This is a genomic window from Pseudonocardia kujensis (genome assembly GCF_021283305.1).
Classification (GTDB): Bacteria; Actinomycetota; Actinomycetes; order Mycobacteriales; family Pseudonocardiaceae; genus Pseudonocardia; species Pseudonocardia kujensis.
On the sequence record NZ_JAJSOK010000003.1, the window covers coordinates 152,939 to 172,966 of the forward strand.

A 20,028-nucleotide genomic window follows, 5' to 3' on the forward strand; every position below is an offset into this window, starting at 1 on the left:
CAACGGTCAGCACTTCTCGATCTCCGCGACGTGCAGGCCGCCGTCGTGCCTCGTGGAGGGGAACTGGTCCCACAGCCGCGCCTCGTGCATCGGGAGAACCCGGCGGACGTTCTCGCCGACGAGCTCGAGCATCTCCTCGGTCACCCGGAGGCAGCGCTCGACGCTGCCCTGGACGCGACCGATCGGCACCAGGGGTTGCGTGCCGTCGAGCCCGCCGAGGTTCTCGTACACATAGGCGACGTCGCCCGCGACGACCCACGGGCGCCCGTCTGCGCCGGTCAGGACGACGTACTGCGATCCCTCAGTGTGACTGGTGAACGCGGGGCGCACGGCGACGCGCGGGGTGACCTGCGCGGCGCCGTCGACCAGCCGAAGCCTGCCCGCGGCGCGTAGGCGGGCCAAGGTGGGCCCGGTGTCGGGGTCGAGACCCGCGCGCAGCCATTCGAGGCGCGGGGAAGCGGTCCACTTCACCGTCCAGTCCTCGACCTCCCGCTCCTGGATCCACACCGTGGCCGAAGGCAGCATCTCGACGGCGCCTGCGTGGTCGAAGTGGTGGTGGGTGAGAACGACGTCGGTGACGTCGGACGGGGCGAGGCCGATCCGGGCAAGCACCACGTCCACGGGCTGGAAGCCGCTGATCCCCAGGTCGGCCATCAGGCCCCGGGTGTAGGCGTTGTCGTCGAACCCGCAGTCGACCATGACCACGCGGTCCCCGTCCCGGACGACGTAGTAGCAGAACGGGAACTCGCGCGAGCCGCCCTCGGCCCCGTAGAGGATGGACATGTCGGAGTGCGCACGGGTCACCGCGTACTCGAGCGCCCAGATCACGGCGCGAGCCGCTTCACCAGGGCCGGCAGCTCGCGGGCGCCCGCGCTCGCGCGCCGGGTGACGTCGTCGGCCGCCACCCCGGCGTCGCGCATCGCCTCGTCGAAGATCTCCATGTCGAAGGCCTCGACGGCCGCGAGGTGTTCGACGGTCTCCGGGGTCACCATGGTGTTGAGCAGAGTCAGCGCGACGCTCGACGCGCTGCCGAGCTTCAGCACCTCGACGAGGCGCCGCGGTTGCAGCCCCATTCGGTCCGCGATCTCGACGAGCTCGGCGATGTTCGCCTGGTTCATCATCAGGAGGGTGTTGTTGAACAACTTGGCGGTCTGTCCGGCCCCGGCCCCGCCCAGGTGGACCACATGCCGGGAGAAGGACCTGAAGACCGGTTCGCAGCGCGCAGCGACATCCGGGGGCCCGCCGACCATCGTCGTGAGCCGGTGCTCGCGGGCGGCGGCACGGCCGCCGCTCACCGGGGCGTCGAGGACGTGCACACCGGCCGCCGCACAGGACTCGGTGAGCCGGACGGCATTGGCGGGCGTCCCGGTGCCGTGGTTCACCAGCACCGACCCCGCCCGCAGGCCCGGCAGGAGGAGGCCTGCCACCTCGAGCACGTCCTCGTCGGTGCTGACGCACAGCCCGACCACCTCCGACGCGGCAGCGAGCTCGCCCGCCGAGCCGTGTCGGACGTGGGGGACGTCGCGAAGCCCGTCGAGCGCCTCCGGCCGCCGGTCCCAGGTGTGGAGCGTGAACCCGGCCTCGGCGACGGCAACGGCCATCGGCAGCCCCTGGTCGCCGAGACCGACGAATCCGACGTGTATTCCTCCGAAAGTCACTGCGCTGCCCTCCCTGCGGCGAGCTACACGGAACCGGTCGGGGAATCGGTTCGCAAACTGCGGATGAGCGCCGCGGAGACAAGGGTGACCAACGCGAGTACAGCTGCATAGATCGACAATGGGATGGAGGTCGCGAAACCGCCGTAGAGGGCCGTCGCGATGATCGGCGCGAAAGCGCCGCCGAAGATTCCGCCGAGCCCGTAGGTGACGGAGGCGCCACTGAAGCGGACCGCGACCGGAAAGGTCTCGGCGACGAGTGCGGGAACGGGCCCGTTGCCCACGCCGATGAGGATTCCGAGAACCACGCAGGACACGCCGATGAGCACCACCGAGCCCGTGTCGATCAGGGCGTAGAAGACGAACGCCCACACGACCCAGATCGCGCTCGCGGTCATCACCACGCGCTTCCGCCCGACCCGCTCGGCCAGCGACGCACCCGCATAGACCGCCGCCGCCCAGGCGACGGAGGTGATCACCACGATGGCGAGCATCGCGCTCGGCGAGGCCAGCTTCTTGAGGGCCACGTAGCTCACGCTGAAGACGAGCAGGATGTTGCCGAGCCCCGAGCAGCCGATGTTGACGCCGGTGGCGAGCAGCAGCGAGCCCGGGTGCCTGCGCACCACATCGACCAGCGGCATCTTGCGTACCTCGCCGCGCTCCTTGACCTCCGCGAACTCCGGGCTCTCCCCGATGCGAACGCGGATGAACAGGCCCACCCCGACGAGCACCACGCTGAGCAGGAAGGGAATCCGCCACGCCCAGGCGGCGAACGCCTCAGCGCTCGTCGAGAGCCGGACGATGAGGAAGACCCCGCTCGAGAGGAAGATGCCGATCGGTAGCCCGATCTGGGGGAAGGCGGCGTAGAGCGTCCGGCGGTTCGGCGGCGCGTGCTCGAGCGACATGAGGACCGCACCGCCCCACTCGCCGCCCACCGCGAAACCCTGCAGGAAGCGCAGCACGACCAGGATGAGCGGGGCGGCGATGCCGATCGTGGCGTAGGTGGGCAGCAAGCCGATCGCGAAGGTGGCCAGCCCCATCATCAGCACGGACAGCAGCAGGATCCGCTTGCGCCCGATGCGGTCTCCGACGTGACCCATCACCGCCGCTCCGATGGGACGGGCGACGAAGCCGACGGCGAAGGTGGAGAAGGCGGCCAGGGTGCCGACCGTCGGCGATACGCTCGGAAAGAACTGTGGCGCGAACACCAGGCCGGCGGCGGTCCCGTAGATGAAGAAGTCGTACCACTCGATCGAGGTGCCGATGAGGCCGGCGAAAGCCACCTTCGACGCCTTGGCGGAGTCGGCGGTGTCGGCCGCCCGCGTCTCACCCGCCGAGCCGGAAACGGTGTCCATCGAATCTCCTTTGATCGGTCAAGACAGGGCCAGCGGGCCATCTTCCTTCGGCGAGCTCGATCCGCCGAACCCGTGACCGACGCCCACTCCGGCGCCATACGGTGATCACTCTCCGCTAGGTACTCAGCGTACTGAGCATCTGCCGGATGAAGTGTGCCTCAGATCGCTCCAAAGGGAAAGAGCGGAATGGAACATCGCCGGCAGCGCCCGGACGCCAGTGGGCGGGCCGAGGTGTCGACACCCGGTTCGAACGTCCAGGCCCGGTCGACCGCCAGCGGCTGCGCAGCAGTGGTCTGAGGCGGTCATCTGCTCTGGACCCAGGTCGTCGGGCAGCGCGCAGCCTCTCACGCGGGCGCCTCCTCAGTTGTCGTCATCGAGTCGCTTCGACTGGCACGGGAAGAGACTTGCGACAGGTAAGCCTGTCTGTCAAGGTTCTCCGGCGGTCTCTTTCGACCGCGGTGCGAGAGCAGGTCCCCGCAGCACCACGGCCCCCGCACGCACCTTCTACGCCGTGCACCGAACGTCCCCCGCGCGGTCCCACCGCCGCCACGAGTGCCCCGAGGTGAGCAGATGACGAGCAACGGATTCGGCAAGGGTGTGCACGCGCTCGCTCCCGCGCTACCGGGATCGGCGGAGGTGCGCACCGTCTTCGGCCGCTACGCGGCGGCCGTCGGCGCCCTCTGTGCCGTGGTCGACGGACGGCCGATCGGCCTGGTGGCGACGTCGCTGGCGGTGGGGGCGTCCTTCGACCCGCCGATGATCACATTCTCGTGCCGGAAGGAATCGACCACCTGGCCGATGCTGCGCACGGCGCCCCGGATCGGGGTATCCGTGCTCGGGCAGGGGCAGGCGGCGGTGTGCACCCGGATCGCCGGGCCCGCGGCCGACCGGTTCCGCGGTCTGGACCTGTACGAGACCGCCGAGGGTGCGCTGTTCGTGAAGTACGCGATGACCTGGCTGGACTGTCGGATCTCGGCGGAGATGGAGGTCGGCGACCACGCCGTGGTGGTGCTGGAGCTCATCGAGGTCGGCCACGACCTCGCGACCGAGCCCCTGATCTTCCTCGACGGCGAGTTCCCGGCCCTGCGGCGGCGGTCTACGGCCGTCTGACGGCTGTACGGTCGCGGTGCGGCACCCCCGTCCACGCCGCGGACTCCTACACTGCGCAGTGTGCTGGGGGATGCCGCGGGGACCGCTCGAGACGAGGGTCGGGTCGAACCGCTGCAGCTGGGCGACCACCCGGGCCACCTCATCCGCAGGCTCCAGCAGGCCCACAAGCTCCTCTGGTCGAAGAACGTCGAGGCGGACCTGACGTCCTCGCAGTTCGCGGTGCTCAATGTCCTGCAGCTGCGGCCGAACATCGACCAGAAGACCCTCGGCGACCACATCGGGATGGACCGCACCACGATCGGCCAGATCGTGAACCGGCTCGTCCGCGCCGGGCTCGTGGTGAAGATGCGGGACTTCGAGGACACCCGGCGGAACGTCCTGCGGCTCAGCCCGCGCGGGCGCGACCTGCTCTTCGCCACACTCCCCGCCGCCTCGACGGTGAGCGAGCAGCTCATCGCGGACCTCGACGAGCGGGATCGCCGGGAGCTGCTCAGGATCCTCAACATCCTCGTGCGGGCGCACCACGACCCCGTCGATCCCTGACCGGCGCCCGCCGGGGCTCGACCCGCGCCGGGCACGCGCCGCGCAGCGAGGTGAGCAGGACCACTGCTTCGGCGGACGTGAGGTCCGGGGGGGTCAGGACCCGTTCGTGCAGCAGGCCGGCGGCGATCCGCCGGGCCCGCTCCGTGCCGGGCAGGCACCCGCTGCGCAGCGGGGGCGTCCACCACCGCCCGTCGCGGCGCACGGCGACCGTTGCGCGGGTCGCCCCGACGACCTCCCCGGCGCGGTCGACGACGACGACGTCGTCGACGTCGGGCCGGCGCAGACGTCGGCGCCGGTACTCCTCGCGCCAGGAGGTCGAGTGACGGAACCACCAGGCGGTCGGGTCCACCGGGTCGTCGTCGACGGCCACGGTGAGCGGCGTCCCACAGGTCGGCGCCGGGGCGAGGTCGATGCCGACATGGCCGTCCCGGAACAGCCGCAGCCGCACACGCCGCGGCTCGTCACCCTCGCCGCGCAGGCCCTCGACCAGGCGGGTCTCGACGTGCTCGCGGTCGAAGGCGAAGCCGAGCTCCTCAGCCGAGGCGGCCAGCCGCCGCAGGTGCAGCTCCCGGTTGCGCAACCCGCGGCCGGGTACCAGTCGCATCGTCTCGATCAGGTGCAGCTCTTCGCGCCCGGACAGGATGGAGGTCTTGGTGAGCACCTCGCGGTGTTCGGCGGCGGGGCTCGAGCTCCAGGTGACGCCGCTGCCCGTGCCGTACTCGGCCGCTCCGGTCAGCGTGTCGACGACGGCGGTGCGGATCGCGACGCCGAAACGCGCCCTGACGGGTTCCGACGCGGGGCCGACCCAGCCGATCGCGCCACAGTAGACCCCGCGCGGGGTGTCCTCGAGCTCGGCGATCAGGGCCATGGTCGACGGCTTCGGCGCGCCCGTCACCGAGCCGCAGGGGAACAGGGCGGTGAACAGCTCGACCAGCCCGGTACCGGGGCGCACGGTGGCGGTGACGTCCGAGGTCATCTGCAGCACGGTCCCGTACCGCTCGACCGTGAGCAGCCGCGGGACCCGGACGGTACCCACCTCGGCGACCTGCGAGACGTCGTTGCGCAGCAGGTCGACGATCATGACGTTCTCGGCACGCTCCTTGGGGTCCGCCCGTAGCCAACGGGTCCGGGCCAGGTCCTCCGCGGCGCTCTGGCCGCGAGCCGCCGTGCCCTTCATCGGCCGCATCAGCACGTCGTCGCCGCGGCGCTCGAAGAACAGCTCAGGGCTCGCGCTCACCACGGCGAACCGCCCGAGGTCGAGGTGGGCGTTGTAGGAGCCGCGCTGGGCGAGCGCGAGGTCGCGGTAGAGCGCCGCCGGGTCCCCGGCGACCTGTCCGCGCATACGTACGGTGAGGTTGGTCTGATAGGTCTCGCCCGCGGCGATGCGGCTGCGGACGGCGTCGACCGCCCGGCGGTGGCCGGCCGAGGTCCAGTCCGGGGTCCAGGCCGCGCGGTACCCGTCGCCCAGGCGGCCCGCGACGACCGGGACGGACTCCGGGGGCCCGGTCACGCCGAAGAACACCAGCGGCGGTCCTGCGGGATCCGGCGGGGTCACCGCGAGCCCGGTACCCAGCCCCGCCGCCGCCTCGTAGGCGACGTACCCGTAGGCCCAGGCCCCGCGCTCCGTCGCCTCGGCGACGGCGGCCAGCACCGGCACGACCTCCTCAGGCCGCCGGGCGACCAGACACCGCTCGGGTGCGCCGAACCGCAGCCCGCGGCCCGCCTGCAGGTCGTCGAACCGCGCGCCGGTCACCCGGTGCTCGCCGCGGCAGGCTCCGTGACGTCGTGGAGCGCCGAGAGCAGGTGGAACGACCCGCCCGCCACCAGCGGCACCTCGGGCGCGGTCGCGGCGCACGCCCGAGCGAGAGCGACGACCGGGTCCCGCTCCACGACGGCGCGCAGCCCGGCGGCCCGGGCCGCGGCCGCGACCTCGTCGGCCGGACGGGAGCGGACGGGCGGGTGGTCGCCGCCCTCGGTCGCGAACTCGGTCGCGACCACGAGACCGGCGGCAGGCGCCATCGCCCGCACCGCCTCGTCGAGCCGCTTGTCCGGTTTGAGCGCGAGCACCCAGGTCGCGCGCCGCCCGGGGTCCACCTGCGCCAGAGTTTCGGCGACGGCGGCGAGCTTCATCGCGTTGTGGGCGCAGTCGACGACGATCGTCCGGCCGGCGTAGCTGCGGCGCTCGAACCGGCCCGGTAGCGCAGCGCGCGCAAGGCCCTGGCGCACGGCGTCGGCATCGATCCACCACCCGTCGCGGCAGGCGAGCTCCTCCACCGCCCGCAGCGCGAGCAGGGCGTTTCCGGCCTGGTGTCGGCCGGTCAGGCCGAGCGGGAGGCGGCCGCCGTCCGCGGTCCGCAGGACGGTCGTGTGCCGCTCGGTCACGGCTGCGCCCACGGCCGCCGCGGTGTCGACGACCGCGAGGCCCGCCCGCCGCCGGGCCGCGGTACCGGCGACGACCTCGTCGATCTCGGGCCCGTTTCTTGCGCTGACGACTCGACCGCCGTGGGCGATGATGCCCGCTTTCTGCGCGGCGATTCCCGGCAGGTCCTCCCCCAGCACCTCGGTGTGGTCGAGGCCGATCGCGGTGAGGACGGCGAGCTTGTCCCGGCGCCCGATGACGTTCGTCGAGTCGTGCCGCCCGCCGATGCCGGTCTCGATGACGCTGTAGTCGACGCGGTCCGCGAACAGCCCGAACGCCACCGCGTTGGTGACCTCGAAGAAGCTCGGCCGCCCGTGGCCCGACCGCTCCAGCGCCGCGACCGCGGGGCGGACCCGGTCGAGCTCGGCGACGAGGAGCTCGCGCGAGGCCGGTCGGCCGTCGATGCGAAAGCGCTCCCGCAGGCTGTAGGCGTGGGGGGACAGGTGGCTGCCGACCGTGAACCCGTGAGCGCGCAGGAGCTCCGCGACGAAGGTGCACACCGACCCCTTGCCCGCCGTGCCCGCCACGTGGACCGCCGGGGCGGCCTCCTGGGGGTCGCCGAGCAGACGCAGGAGCCGGCGGGCCCGGGCGGTCCCCACCGGCCTGCCCGCGCCGCCGGCGGGTGCTGCGGGGGTGAGGGCGTAGAGGTAGCGAACGGCGTCGCGGTAGCGCTGCGCCGTCTCGTCCGTGCGGGTGCCGCCTGCCGCCGGGACCCCGCCAGTCCCGTCGAGCATCGCGTTGCTCAGATCCGGAACAGGTCGTCGACGGCCGACGCGAACATGTCCGCCGCGTCGAGGGGCGCGCCGAGCACCCCCTGCTCGAGACCGAACTGCAGAAAGGCGTCCAGGGTCCGGCGGTTGGCCTCGATCCCGTAGGGCCACAGCTCCTCGGTGCCCATGACGCGCTCGACCTCGCGGACGTGCGAGGCCGCCCACGGGAGCGGCCAGAACGACACCGAGCTCTCCCGCGCCCGTGCGAGGCTCCGGTCGCGGGCCTCGATGAACGCCTTGTACAGCGAGCTCAGCAGCCACGGGTTCGCCTCGACCAGGTCGCGTCGCACGGCCACGGCGTGCATGATCGGGAAGATTCCGGTGCCCGCGAAGTACTCCTGCTCCACCTCGCGGGAGTCCTCGAACATCCGGGTGATCACGTCGGGCCGGTCGAAGAAGCAGTCCGGGGCGTGCGCGGAGAGCACGGCGTCGACCTCGCCGTCGACCAGCAGGCCGGTGAGCGTGTCGCCTGGGCGGCGCTCGACGACGATGCCCCCGGGCAGGGACAGCGCCACCTTCTCGCGGCGCCCGGGCTGGTTCACCCCGGCCTGCACCCAGGTGATCGACGACAGGTCCACGCCGTAGCGGTGCTGCAGAAGCCCGCGGCTGTACACCGCGGCCGTCTGCGCCCACTCCGGGATCCCCACCCGCAGGCCGGCGAGCCGGGCCGGGTCGGTCAGCCCGGAGTCGCGCCGCACATAGATCGACGAGTGCCGGAACATCCGCGACGGGAACACCGGCAGCCCGACCAGGCTGTCGTCCCCGGCCGCGCGCAGCGCCGAGAACTTGCCCATCGACACCTCGGACACGTCGAACTGCCGGTGGGCGATGAAGCGGTGGAAGATCTCCTCCACCGGCATCTCCAGGACGTTGAGGTCCACGCCCTCGCAGCGCACGGCCCCGGTGGCGAGGTCGCGGACGTGGTCGTAGGCGCCGATCGCCATCGTCAGGCGCAGTCGGGTCATCGGGATGCTCCTTGCGTCGTGCGCCGACCGGGGTCGAGCGCGTCGTGGTGTCGCTCCAGCGCGGACACCAGCCGGAGGGCGTCGGCGGTAGCGCCGATGTTGTGGACCCGCACACCCCAGACTCCCGCCCGCGCGGCGAGCACGGAGGTCGCGAGCGTCGCCGCGTCCCGGGCGGCGGGCGGGGGCGGCTCCCGGCCCGGTTCGGCCAGCACGCTGCCCAGGAAGCGCTTGCGGGAGGCGCCGAGCAGCACCGGCGGACCGAGCGCGACGATCCGGTGCAGGCCGCGCAGCACGGCCAGGTCGTGCTCGGTGCGCTTGGCGAACCCGAGGCCGGGGTCGACGAGCAGCTGCTCGGCCGCCACGCCCGCGGCGCTCGCCGCGTCGAGGCGGGCGGAGAGCTCGTCGAGGACGTCGCCGACGACGTCGGCGGAGTAGCGGGCGCGGGCGGCCATGGTCCGGCTCGGCCCGCGCCAGTGCATCAGCACCCAACGCACCCCGGTCTCGGCGACGACCCGGGCCATCGCCGGGTCCGCGAGCCCGCCGCTGACGTCGTTGACCAGCCGCGCCCCGGCGTCGACCGCCGTCCGCGCGACGCTCGCCCGGGTCGTGTCGATGCTCGTGGGCACCCCGGCCGCGGTCAGGCCGGCGACCACCGGCAGGACGCGGCGGAGCTCCTCCTCGGGCGACACGCGCCCGGCGCCCGGCCGGGTGGACTCGCCCCCGACGTCGACGACGTCGGCGCCCTGCTCGGCCAACGCGATGCCCGTGGCGACGGCCTGCTCGGCGGTGGCGAAGCGGCCGCCGTCGGAGAAGGAGTCCGGCGTGACGTTGAGGATCCCCATGACCCGGCAGCCGCCGTCGGCGCGCACGGCTCAGCCGCCGAACTGTCGGCGGGCGGCGAGCGCGGTGTTGGCCAGCAGCATCGCGATGGTCATCGGACCGACGCCGCCGGGCACGGGCGAGATGTGGCCCGCCCGCTCCGCGACAGGACCGAAGTCGACGTCCCCGCACAGGCCGCCCGCCTCGCGGTGGATGCCGACGTCGATGACGACGGCACCAGGCCGCACGGCGTCGGCCCCGATCAGCCGAGGCACCCCCACGGCCGCGACGACCACGTCCGCCCGGCGGCACGTCGCCGCCAGGTCCACGGTGCGGGAGTGGCAGAGGGTGACGGTGGCGTCCCGGGCCGTCAGCAGCTGCGCCAGGGGCCGCCCGACCAGCTCCGACCGGCCGACGACGACCACTTCGGCACCGCGCAGCGGGATCGCGTGGTCGTCGAGCAGCCGGAGCACCCCGGCGGGGGTGCAGGGGCGCAGCCCGTCGCGCCCCAGCGCGAGCAGGCCCGCGCTCTGCACGGTCAGCCCGTCGACGTCCTTCTCGGCCGGGATCCGGTCCAGCAGCGCCCGCCGGTCCAGGTGGTTCGGGAGCGGCAGCTGCAGCAGGATCCCGCTCACGTTGTCGTCGGCGGCGAGCTCGTCGAGGACCTTCTTCGCCACCTCCTGCGAGACGTCGGCGGGCAGGTGGCGGTGGAGGTCCTCCATCCCGGCGGCCCGGCAGGCGGTGCGCTTGTTCCGTACGTAGACCTCGGACGCGGGGTCGGCGCCGATGAGCACCGTGGCGAGCCCCGGCCGTCGGCCGGTCTCGGCGACCAGTGCCGCGACGTCGCGCGCCACCTCCTCGCGCACCTGGGCCGCGGAGGCCTTGCCGTCGATGACGACGGCGCCGGTGGAACCGTGCGGGCCGGTCATGCGCGGCCTCCCTTCCGTCGTGGGGCGGGGCTCACCGGAGCACGACCGTGCGGCCGCCGTTGAGCAGGACCCGGTTCTCGGTGTGCCAGCGGACGGCGTGCAGGAGCGCCCGCGCCTCGGTTCCCCGGCCCCGCGCGACGAGCGCCGCCGGACTCATCGCGTGGTTCACCTCGGCGATCTGCTGCTCGATGATGGGGCCCTCGTCGAGGTCGGAGGTGACGTAGTGCGCGGTCGCCCCGATGACCTTGACCCCCCGCTGGTGGGCCTGGTGGTAGGGCCGGGCGCCCTTGAAGCTCGGCAGCATCGAGTGGTGGATGTTGATGGCCCGCCCCTCGAGCTGCTTGCAGAGGTCGTCGCTGAGGATCTGCATGTAGCGGGCGAGGACGACCAGCTCGACGCCCAGGTCCGCCACCAGGTCGAGCAGGGCCGCCTCGGCCTCCCGCTTGGTCGCGGCAGTGACGGGGATGTGGTGGAACGGCACCTCGAAGCGCTCCGCGACGTGGCGCAGGTCGGTGTGGTTCGACACGACAGCCGCAACGTCCAGGTTGAGATCGCCGACGCTGTTGCGGAACAGCAGCTCGTTGAGGCAGTGCGCCTCCCGGCTGACCATGACCAGCACGCGCGTCGGCTCGTCCGCGGACACGATCTTCCAGGTCATCGCGTACTCGGTCGCCACGTCGGCGAACGCGGCACGCAGCGGCTCGACCTCGGCTCCCCCGCCGTCCGCGGGCGCGAACCCGACGCGCAGGAAGAACGTCCCGCTCTCGGGGTCGCTGAACTGTTGGCTCTCGAGGATCGTATGACCCTGGTCGAACAGGAACCCGGAGACCGAGCGGACGATGCCCGGGACGTCCGGGCAGGACAGGGTCAGCACGCACGGCCCGGTCGGCCGGTCGGTGGTGGACGGGTTCACTGGATCCCCTCGGACGGTCGGTGACGGACGGACGCGGTGGCCGGGGGCAGCTCCGCCAGACGGGACTGCCGCCAGGCCTCGGTCTTCGCGAGCTCGTTGAAGGTGAAGAAGTGGAAGCCCTTGATCCCGTTGTCCGACCGGCCGATGGCGGGCGCGAGGCCCGACACGAGCCGGTCCGGCGAGTAGCCGCCCGGCAGGAAGAACCGCCACAGCATGCTCTGCTGCTTGCGCAGGAAGCGGGCGGACTGCCCGAGGCCGAGCCCGGCGGAGATCCGGACGAGCTTCTGCCGGCTCACCGGACCCGGCACGCCGACCCGGATCGGCAGCTCGATGCCGCGCTCGTGCAGCGACCGCGCCCAGCGGACGGTCGTCGCGGGTGCGAAGCACAGCTGTGAGATCAGGAGGTTCGCGTGGCGGGCCTTGTCCCCCAGCGCTCGCTCGATCGCCTCCGCGGGGATGTGCCCGTGGCCCTCCGGATAGCCGCCGATCCCGATCCGGGTGAACGGGTGGTCGCGCGCCTCCAGGGCCTCGAGCAGGGCGAGGGCGTCGGGGTAGGTGCTGGTCGGCCGGTCGGCGTCGCCACCGACGACGAACACGCCCTCCACCCCGGCCTCGGCGAGCCGACCTACGATCGCGTCGAGGTGGGCGGCATCCTCCACCAGGCGCGCCACCAGGTGCGGCGCCGTGCGGTAGCCGCGGGCCGCGAGGCGCGCCGCCAGCTCGATGGTCGGTTCGAGGCCTTTGGCCTCGGTGGCGGTCACCGTCAGTCGCACGCTCGTCGGGACGTGCTCGAGCACCTGTTCCTCGGTGCCCTTGAACGGAAGGATCTCGTAGCTCGCGTCGGTCAGCGCCTGCGCGAGCGCGTCGTCGGACCGTCGGGCCCGAGGCCTGCGCCCGGTGCCGACCACGGCGCCGCCCCGGCCACTCTCGTCGGCCATCGTCTTCCTTTCCGTCGGATGCGCGCTGCCGGAGGAACGAGGCCGGCACAGCTGCGTGTCGAAGAGGGTCCGGCCGGCGCGCTGGTGAGCGGCGGTCCCGAGCGGACCACCCGACCATAAGTTAGACAGGCGTACCTGTCAATAATCGTGGGGCCGCGCCGTATGGTGCCGGGGCGACGACGGCCCGGACGGTGCACTGTCGGTGTTCCTCGACGCGCGGCTTGCGCGAGCCGCCGTCGGGCTCGCCCCACGTGATCGTCACCTCGGTGCCGGGCTCGGCGTGCTCGGCGTCGACCACGGCCAGCGACAGCACCGCCCGCGTGTTCGCCGTGTAGCCGCAGAACGTCGACTGCCCGACGAGCCTGCCGTCCGCAGCGCGCACCTCGTCGCGTTGCATGAGCACGCCGTAGTCGGCGATCGGCAGATCGAGGAACTTGTACGGCAGCCCCGGCTCGAAGAGCGACCGCATGACGCGGAGTACGTCCTCGGTGTCCCACACGAGCGTCACGCGCTTCTTGGGCGGGGCGGCCGCCACGGCCTCCAGTGCCGCCCGCCCGACGAAGTCGTGGTCGAAGGACACGAGGTGGCCGTAGCCGAGGTCGTAGGGCGTGAGGTAGTAGTCCTCGATCCGGTCCCGACGCAGGCTGCCTGCGAGCTGGAACCGGCCCTCCCAGCCGTCGGCGGGGAGCCACTCGCGGTAACCGCGCAACTCCTCCCCCGTGTAGACCGCCGGCAGCGGGTAGGCGATCCATCCGGTTTCGTAGACAGTGGTGAAGTAGGCCTTGAGGCCGCCCTGGCGCAGGCCGCGCGGGGCGCCCGCCGCCAGGATCGCGGCCCGCACCGCCTCCCGGTGCTCGTAGGGCCCGGAGATCTCGACGCCCCGGTTGCGCCCTGCCATGCCGTGCCGCAGCACGAGGACCTCGACGCCGGCAACCACGGCCGTCGCCGTCCGGAAGAACGGGATGTCCGGAGTCTCCCCCTCGACGACCTCGTCGAAGATCGCGCCGGCCTCCGGGCCGTCGAGCTGGAAGCGGAAGCGGACCCGCCGCCCGGTGGGGTTGTCGGCGGTGTTGTGGTCCCGCACGACCGTCACATCCCACCCGCCGACGTGGGCCTGGTACTCGACCCAGTTCAGCAGGGGCATGCTGCTGACCAGCTCGTAGACCCCGCCGGGCAGCGGGTAGAGGATGCAGTCGCCGATGATGCTCCCGTCGGGAGCGCAGCCGATGAACTGCTTGGCCCGACCGGGCGCCAGGTTCGCCAGTCTGTTGACCCCGACCCCGGACAGCAGGGCGAGGGCGTCCGGTCCGGAGAGGAACAGCTCAGGCATGTGGTGGGACTGGTCGAAGAGGATCGCCGTCTCGTGCCAGGCCCGCTGCTCGGACCGCCAGTTCGAGAACTCGGCGGGGACGGGGATCTGGTCGGTGCGGGTGCGGATCGCCGGCCCGGGGGTGTCGTTGCGGAGGTGCTCGACGAGGTCCGGGACGGCGTCGACGACGTCCTGCAGCGAGCGCCGACCCCCCGTCACCGCGGCTCCGTCCCCGGCGTCGGGTAGCCCTTGCGGAGCTTGAACGCCTTGACGGCCTCCTTGACCAGCCCGCCGACCGGCATGGCGAAGCGCAGCTTGTCGGCCTCCTGCTGCGCGATGACCATGTCCTTCTCCGCCCACGGCACCGGACGCTCGTCCGCGCGCTCGATCAGGGCGAAGTTCGCCGCGCTGCTGACCACGAGCGCCTCCCGCAGGCGGTCCGGGTCGACGCCGAGTTCCTCGGCGAGGCGCAGGCCCTCGTCGTTGGCGGCGACGCACGCCCAGAGGATCATGTTGTTGACCATCTTGGCGACCTGGCCGCTGCCGAACTCCCCGAGCGCGAACACGTCGGTGGCGAAGGTGGCCAGCACAGGCCGACAGGCGTCGAGGACCGCCGGGTCGCCGCCCGCGAGCACCAGCGCGGTCCCGCTCTCGACCGCCCGGTCGCTGCGGGTCACCGGCATGTCGAGCAGGTCGATGCCGCTGCCCTGGAGCCGGGCGGCCAGGTCGCGCGCGTAGGTGGGCGAGACGGTGGACCCGAGGCCCAGCACCAGACCCGGCCGCGCACCCGCCAGCAGGCCGTCGTCGCCGAACACGGCGGACTCGACCTGCTCCTCGAACCCGACGACGATCAGGACGACGTCGCTCTCCTGCGCCACCTCCTTGGGTGAGGCCAGCCCGCGCACACCCACCTCCTCGGCGCGCCGCACGCTCTCCGCCGACGGGTCGTACCCGACGACGTCGAAACCGCCCGTCACGAGGTGGCGCCCCATCGGCCGTCCCATCGCGCCGAGGCCGAGCACTCCCACCGTTCGGATTGTCATGCCCGCTCCTCCGCCGCCCGGCCGGCGAACGGCGCGCGCAGGCCGAGCCGTTCGAGGCGCGGGAGGATCTCGTCGCGCAGCACGGGGAACTCGTCGATGTAGTTGACGAGCCCCACAGCGACCCCGTCCAGGCCCGCCGCGTGCAGCGCCGCGAGCTTGTCGGCGACCTCGTCGTAGCTGCCAAGCAGGGGGAGGCTCCCGATGCCCGCCATGTGCCGCTCCTTGAGCTCCTGCATGCGGTCGGCCGGGAAGGAGCGCGTGCCCTGCGTCCGGATGGCCACGATGTGCTCGGCCCCCTCCCAGTCGCCGTTCTCGTGGACGACGTAGTGGTAGTACTCCGCGGCCTCCTTCGCGGTCGGCCGGGTGAGCATGTGTGCGCTCGTGTAGCAGCCGATGGGCCGCGGTGCCGCAGCCGCACGCAGGCCCGCGACCTCGCCCGCCACCTTGCTCTCGTCGACGACCGCCATGAACAGGCAGTCGGCGTTGCGCGTGGCGAAGTCCCGCCCCGCCGGGCTCGACCCGGCGCTCATGAGCAGCGGCCGCCGCGCGCCGAAGGGCTTCGGCTTGCTGAGCACGCCCTTGAGCCGGAAGTAGCGGCCGTCGAAGTCGAAGGGCTCCTCCTCGCCCCATATCCGCTGGGCGATCCTCACCCATTCCTCGGTGTAGGCGTAGCGCTCGTCGTGCTCGAGCATCGGCACGTCGAACATGCCGTACTCGCCCTCGTTCCAGCCCGACACGACGTTGAGCCCGAAGCGGCCCGCCCCGATGTGGTGCGCGGTGACCATCTGCTTGGCCGCGAACACGGGGTTGATCAGTCCGACGTGGACCGTGCCGAACACGGTGAGCCCACGGGTGGCCGCGAGCAGGCCCGACGCCCAGGTCAGCGTCTCGAACGACGTGCCCTCGGTGTCCGTCTCACCGCGGTAGCCGAGCCAGCGCCCGATGGGCAGGACGAATTCCAGACCCGCCTCGTCCGCGAGCCGGGCGGCGGTCAGGTTGTTCGCCCAGGAGGGGTCCCAGCGCTCGGGGGCCTTGGTCATCGTGAGACCGCCCGAGCAGTTCATGCCGAACAGGCCGAGCTTGAACGTGTTGTCACCGCGCATCGCGCCGGGCCGGAGTGGAGTGTTCATCGTGGTCCCTTCGTTTCTTCTTGCTCCCGAACGGGGCTGCGGTCAGCCGACGAGCTCGCGTTCGGGCACACCGTCGGTCGAGTCCGCCTCCGCACCGCTCGGGAGGACGATGCAGTCCCCCGGGGTGAAGCGGACGAGGACCCGGTCCCCGGGCGCGTGGCGGTTGTCGGGGGCGTGTCGAACACGCAGCTCGACCCGCCCGGCCTCCAGCACGGACTCCGCGGCGTCGCCGGTGAAGATGCTGCTCTTCACCACGGCCTCCACGGCGTTGCGCGACCGCGGGGCCGCGGTCTCGATGTCCTCGATCGCCATCTGTTCGGGCCGACAGGCCAGTACCGCCGGGCCGCCCCGCCGCACGCCGTCCGCGCCCACGACCCCGCGGAGGGGACCGAGCGGCGTGCCCACCGTCACCAGTCCGTCCACGCCGGGCTCGTCGAGCACGTCGCCGTCCCACAGGTTGGTCCGGCCGATGAACGACGCGACGAAGCGCGACGCCGGGCGCCGGTACAGCTCCGTCGGGGTGCCCACCTGGGCGATCACGCCGTCGTTCATCAGCACGATGGCGTCGCTGAGCGCCAGTGCCTCGGCCTGGTCGTGGGTCACGAACACGGTGGTGATCCCGAGCTCGGACTGCAGTCGGAGCAGCTCGAACCGCATCTCGTCCCGCAGCCGCGCGTCCAGGTTGGACAGAGGCTCGTCGAGAAGCAGCAGGGGCGGGCGGCCGACCAGCGCCCGGGCCAGCGCGAGCCGCTGCTGCTGCCCGCCGGACAGGTCCGTCGCACGGCGCGCAGCGAACCGCCCGAGCTGCACGAGGTCGAGTGCCTCCTCGACCCGGCGGGTCTGCTCCGCGCGCGAGACCCGCTCGGAGCGGGGCAGCGTCTGCAGCGGGAAGCGGACGTTGTCGAGGACCGACATGTGCGGCCAGATCGCGTAGGACTGGAACACCATGCCGAGCCCGCGCCGGTGGACCGGGACGGAGACCCCTCGGCTGACCGAGTCGAGGACCCGGTCGGCGAGCACGATCTCGCCGGAGTCCGGCGTCTCGAGGCCGGCGACGCAGCGCAGGGTGGTGGTCTTGCCACAGCCGGAGGGCCCCAGCAGGCTGACCATCGCGCCGCGCGGCACCTCGAACGACACACCGCGGACGGCGGGGCTCGCCGCGCCCCGGTAGGTCTTGTAGAGGTCGGTGATGGTCAGCATGAACGTCTCCAGCTCGGCAGCGACGGGGACAGGACGGGCGGGAGGGCCGGTCTCACAGCCGCACCCCGCCGGAGCGACGCAGCGGCACCGCAGCGACGGCACCGACCACCAGCAGGAACAGGACGAGCATCATGCCCATCGTCGCCGCCTCGCTCAGCGCCCCGTTCTGCCACTTCTCGAAGACCAGCACCGGGAACACCTTGCTGTCGGAGGAGTACAGCAGGACCGGGGTCGACAGGTCTCGGAACGAGACGATCGCGATGAAGATCCAGCCGGCGACTAGTCCGGGCCTCATCAGGGGCACGAGCACCCGCACGAAGGCCTGCCACCGCGATGCGCCGCTGACCCGCGCCGACTCCTCCAGGTGGTCGTCGATCTGGTAGATCGCGTTCTGCGCGTACCGCACCCCGAAAGGCATGTACCGCGTCATGTAGGCGATGACAAGGATGCCGAGGCCGCCGTAGACGCCGATGTCGGCGTTCACGTACACGGTCAGCAGCGCCACGCCGAGGATCAGCCCCGGCACCACCAGCGGCACGGTGGCGATGGACTCGACCACCCAGGCGAGCCGCAGACCGGACCGGACCCGGATCCAGGCCACGACCGACATCAGGAACATCAGCGCACTCGCGACGACGACCGACAGCAGGACGGAGTTGATCGCCGCGTCGGCGAAGTCGCGGGTGCCCGCCGCAGCGCCGTAGGAGTCCAGGCCCGCCGTGGCAAGAGACTCCCACGACGGCGGCCGGTAGAAGCTCTGGGTCGAGGCGTACGCCAGCATCACCAACGGCGCCACGACCGTCACCCCGACGTACAGCCAGGTCAGCGCGCACACCGGCCACCGCCACGAGCCGAGCGCGAGCCGGCGCGCGCTGTGGCCCTTCGCGGAGATCGTCTGGAAGGAGCGAGTGGCCCGCATGGCGCGGTTCTGCGCGAGGATGACCAGCGCGAGCGCCACCACCAGCATCGTCGAGATCGCCCCGGCCACGCCGTAGTCCGGCGGGTACTCGCCGAGGGCCTGGTAGATGAGGGTGGTCAGGGTGAACTGCTTGTTCGGCAGGCCGAGCAGGATCGGGATCTCGAAGCCCTCCACGGCGAGTGTGAAGCACAGCACGGTCGTGGACAGCAGAGCGGGCCGGGCGAGCGGGAGCGTGACCCGGCGGAACGTCCGTGCCGCGGACGCCCCGCCCACCCGGGCCGCCTCTTCCAGCGAGGGGTCCATCGACGTGAACGTCCCGGCGAAGGCGAGGTGGGCCAGCGGAGCCATCGCCAGCCCCTGCACGAGTGCCATCCCGCCGACCGAGTAGACGTTCAACGCGGTCCAGCCGAGGAAGTGCTCGAGGAGACCGATCCGCGGCGAGGCCAGGAACACCCAGGCCATCGCGTAGAGCACGCTCGGCAGGATCAGGGGCACCAGCACGACGAGCGAGAGGGCCCGACGCCCCGGGACGTCGGTCCGCACGAGGACGAACGCCGTGACGCTGCCGGTCACCAGGGCGATGACCGTGGCCAGCACGGCGAACACCACGGTCGTCCACAGCGCGGCCCCGAAACCGGGGTATTTCACGGTGTCGGCGAACGCGGCCAGGCTGAAGGAGCCGCCCACCGTGAACGTCTTGACCAGCAGGAAGCCCAGCGGGACCAGCACCAGGACAGCTACGACGACGAACGTCAGCAGCGTGACCCCGGGCAGCACCAGGTCGGAGCGCCGGGCGGTCGGCGGCGGACCGCTGGGTGCGGGACCCGCGTCGAGGAGCGTCGACTGCGCCATCAGCCGGTGACCTTGCCGCTCGTCCCGCGCACGACCTGGGCGTACAGGTCCTTCCAGCGCCCCTCGTCCACCGTCAGCGTCTTCTCGTCGACGGTGAGGACCTGGCCAGGGTACTGCGCGAGCACGCCGCCGTACTGCGGGTTGGTCGGGCTGAGCGCGAACTCGTCCGCCATGAGCTTCTGGGTGTCGCCGAGCCGCCACTCGACGTAGAGGACCGCGGAGGCCGGGTTGTCGGTGGTGTGCGGGATCCCGAGGCCGAGCGGCAGAGCGACGACAGGCGTGACAGCGGGCTGCCAGTCGACCGGCGCACCGCCCTTCTTCAGCACGTCGATGCGGTAGCCGAAGGCCGACGTGACGACGGGGTACTGGCCCGCGGCGAGCAGGTTGGCGCCGAGCGTGTGCTGGTCGACCAGCTGCGAGCCCCGGGCGGCCTGCCGAAAGAGGTCGACGGCGGCGTCCTCGCTCATCCCCTGGCGCACCATGTCCTGCACCAGTGTCGCGAACCAGTCGTAGTCGACGTCGAAGATCGCGAGCCTGCCCTTGAACTGCGTCAGCAGCTCGGGCCACGACCGCGGCGGGGTGCTCACCTGGTCGGCGTTCCATGCGGCGACGTAGGCGTACATGGTGGCCCCGATCCAGTCGGGCCGCACGAACGCGGGGTCGATGCCCTCCGCGGCGGGCGTGGGCAGCGGCTGCAGCAGGCCCTGCGCGCTGTAGATCAGCATCTGTTTGTAGTCGTTGAACAGCACGTCTGCGCCGTCGGCGTAGCGGGCCTGGTTCTCGGTCAGCACCCGCTGGGTCAGGTCGGTCGCCGAGGCCCGGTAGCTTTCCACGCGCACCCCGGTGGCGTTGGTGAACGCCTCGACCTCGGCGTCGACCACGTCGCCGGAGCTCGCGCTGTAGAGCCGGAACGGCCGGTCCTCGGCCTCCGCCAGCTCGACCAGCTTCTGCCTCCGGGCCTCGCCTTGCAGCCCGTCGACCGCGGCAAGGACCTCGGCGACGGTCTTCGGCCCCTCCGCGCCCGAGCCCTGCCCACCGCCCGAGCCGCAGGCGAGCGTCAACGACGCCACCATCGCCGTGCTGGCCGCCATACGGACAACCCCTGTGGTTCTCATCGTTGCCTCTCGTCGTTGAGATCGTGGATCGGTCGGCGTCCGGC

Annotated in this window: 18 protein-coding genes; 2 read left to right on the forward strand and 16 right to left on the reverse strand. The window is 72.2% G+C overall.

All coding sequences use genetic code 11. The features are described from left to right. Window positions 1–6 precede the first annotated feature (6 nt). Genes LWC35_RS03755 through LWC35_RS03765 form a run of 3 tightly spaced genes read right to left on the reverse strand, consistent with a single transcriptional unit; the run spans window position 7 to window position 3,010 of the window. Window positions 7–828, reverse strand: a complete 822-nt coding sequence (locus LWC35_RS03755) for an N-acyl homoserine lactonase family protein (protein ID WP_232868459.1) — start codon at window positions 826–828, stop codon at window positions 7–9. Beyond that, window positions 825–1,658, reverse strand: coding sequence for an NAD(P)-dependent oxidoreductase (locus LWC35_RS40110; RefSeq protein ID WP_308194456.1), 834 nt, complete (start codon window positions 1,656–1,658; stop codon window positions 825–827). The genes LWC35_RS03755 and LWC35_RS40110 overlap by 4 nt, the downstream gene beginning before the upstream one ends. Before the next feature lie 23 nt (window positions 1,659–1,681). Next, window positions 1,682–3,010, reverse strand: coding sequence for an MFS transporter (locus LWC35_RS03765; protein WP_232868461.1), 1,329 nt, complete (start codon window positions 3,008–3,010; stop codon window positions 1,682–1,684). A 570-nt stretch (window positions 3,011–3,580) separates the two neighbouring features. Here LWC35_RS03765 and LWC35_RS03770 point away from each other — a divergent pair. Together LWC35_RS03770 and LWC35_RS03775 are read left to right on the forward strand one after the other, a co-directional pair. Continuing rightward, a complete protein-coding gene (locus tag LWC35_RS03770) occupies window positions 3,581–4,120 on the forward strand; it encodes a flavin reductase family protein (RefSeq protein WP_232868462.1) in 540 nt (179 codons plus the stop codon). A 60-nt stretch (window positions 4,121–4,180) separates the two neighbouring features. Beyond that, window positions 4,181–4,663, forward strand: coding sequence for a MarR family winged helix-turn-helix transcriptional regulator (locus LWC35_RS03775; protein ID WP_232868463.1), 483 nt, complete (start codon window positions 4,181–4,183; stop codon window positions 4,661–4,663). Here LWC35_RS03775 and LWC35_RS03780 read toward each other — a convergent pair. The 13 genes from LWC35_RS03780 to LWC35_RS03840 all read right to left on the reverse strand — a co-directional run bounded on the left by LWC35_RS03780 (window position 4,620) and on the right by LWC35_RS03840 (window position 19,960). Beyond that, a complete protein-coding gene (locus tag LWC35_RS03780) occupies window positions 4,620–6,416 on the reverse strand; it encodes a chorismate-binding protein (protein WP_232868464.1) in 1,797 nt (598 codons plus the stop codon). The two genes, LWC35_RS03775 and LWC35_RS03780, sit on opposite strands and share 44 nt — an antisense overlap. Next, window positions 6,413–7,816 (reverse strand): bifunctional folylpolyglutamate synthase/dihydrofolate synthase, encoded by a 1,404-nt coding sequence (locus LWC35_RS03785; RefSeq protein WP_232868465.1) that lies wholly within the window; start codon window positions 7,814–7,816, stop codon window positions 6,413–6,415. The genes LWC35_RS03780 and LWC35_RS03785 overlap by 4 nt, the downstream gene beginning before the upstream one ends. Before the next feature lie 8 nt (window positions 7,817–7,824). Further along, window positions 7,825–8,817, reverse strand: coding sequence for a substrate-binding domain-containing protein (locus LWC35_RS03790; RefSeq protein WP_232868466.1), 993 nt, complete (start codon window positions 8,815–8,817; stop codon window positions 7,825–7,827). After that, on the reverse strand, window positions 8,814–9,659 hold the full coding sequence (gene folP / locus LWC35_RS03795) for a dihydropteroate synthase (RefSeq protein ID WP_232868540.1): 846 nt from the start codon (window positions 9,657–9,659) through the stop codon (window positions 8,814–8,816). The genes LWC35_RS03790 and folP overlap by 4 nt, the downstream gene beginning before the upstream one ends. Window positions 9,660–9,689: 30 nt before the next feature. Further along, window positions 9,690–10,565 (reverse strand): bifunctional methylenetetrahydrofolate dehydrogenase/methenyltetrahydrofolate cyclohydrolase FolD, encoded by an 876-nt coding sequence (gene folD / locus LWC35_RS03800; protein WP_232868467.1) that lies wholly within the window; start codon window positions 10,563–10,565, stop codon window positions 9,690–9,692. Between the two features lie 31 nt (window positions 10,566–10,596). After that, window positions 10,597–11,478: a formyltetrahydrofolate deformylase gene (gene purU, locus LWC35_RS03805; protein ID WP_232868468.1), complete on the reverse strand. Its 882-nt coding sequence runs from the start codon at window positions 11,476–11,478 to the stop codon at window positions 10,597–10,599. Continuing rightward, window positions 11,475–12,416: a methylenetetrahydrofolate reductase gene (locus LWC35_RS03810; protein ID WP_232868469.1), complete on the reverse strand. Its 942-nt coding sequence runs from the start codon at window positions 12,414–12,416 to the stop codon at window positions 11,475–11,477. Before LWC35_RS03810 ends, purU begins: the two co-directional genes overlap by 4 nt. Window positions 12,417–12,537: 121 nt before the next feature. After that, on the reverse strand, window positions 12,538–13,944 hold the full coding sequence (locus LWC35_RS03815) for an aminomethyl transferase family protein (protein WP_232868470.1): 1,407 nt from the start codon (window positions 13,942–13,944) through the stop codon (window positions 12,538–12,540). Continuing rightward, the gene (locus tag LWC35_RS03820; RefSeq protein ID WP_232868471.1) at window positions 13,941–14,768 is read right to left on the reverse strand and encodes an NAD(P)-dependent oxidoreductase; all 828 of its coding nucleotides are present in this window, start codon (window positions 14,766–14,768) and stop codon (window positions 13,941–13,943) included. Before LWC35_RS03820 ends, LWC35_RS03815 begins: the two co-directional genes overlap by 4 nt. Further along, window positions 14,765–15,898 carry an LLM class flavin-dependent oxidoreductase gene (locus LWC35_RS03825; RefSeq protein WP_232868472.1) on the reverse strand — a complete coding sequence of 378 codons (1,134 nt, stop codon included), beginning with the start codon at window positions 15,896–15,898 and terminating at the stop codon, window positions 14,765–14,767. Before LWC35_RS03825 ends, LWC35_RS03820 begins: the two co-directional genes overlap by 4 nt. A gap of 42 nt (window positions 15,899–15,940) precedes the next feature. Beyond that, window positions 15,941–17,098, reverse strand: coding sequence for an ABC transporter ATP-binding protein (locus tag LWC35_RS03830; protein ID WP_232868473.1), 1,158 nt, complete (start codon window positions 17,096–17,098; stop codon window positions 15,941–15,943). A gap of 52 nt (window positions 17,099–17,150) precedes the next feature. Then, the gene (locus tag LWC35_RS03835; protein WP_232868474.1) at window positions 17,151–18,869 is read right to left on the reverse strand and encodes an ABC transporter permease; all 1,719 of its coding nucleotides are present in this window, start codon (window positions 18,867–18,869) and stop codon (window positions 17,151–17,153) included. Further along, window positions 18,869–19,960, reverse strand: a complete 1,092-nt coding sequence (locus LWC35_RS03840; RefSeq protein WP_232868475.1) for an ABC transporter substrate-binding protein — start codon at window positions 19,958–19,960, stop codon at window positions 18,869–18,871. The genes LWC35_RS03835 and LWC35_RS03840 overlap by 1 nt, the downstream gene beginning before the upstream one ends. Between the last annotated feature and the right edge of the window lie 68 nt (window positions 19,961–20,028).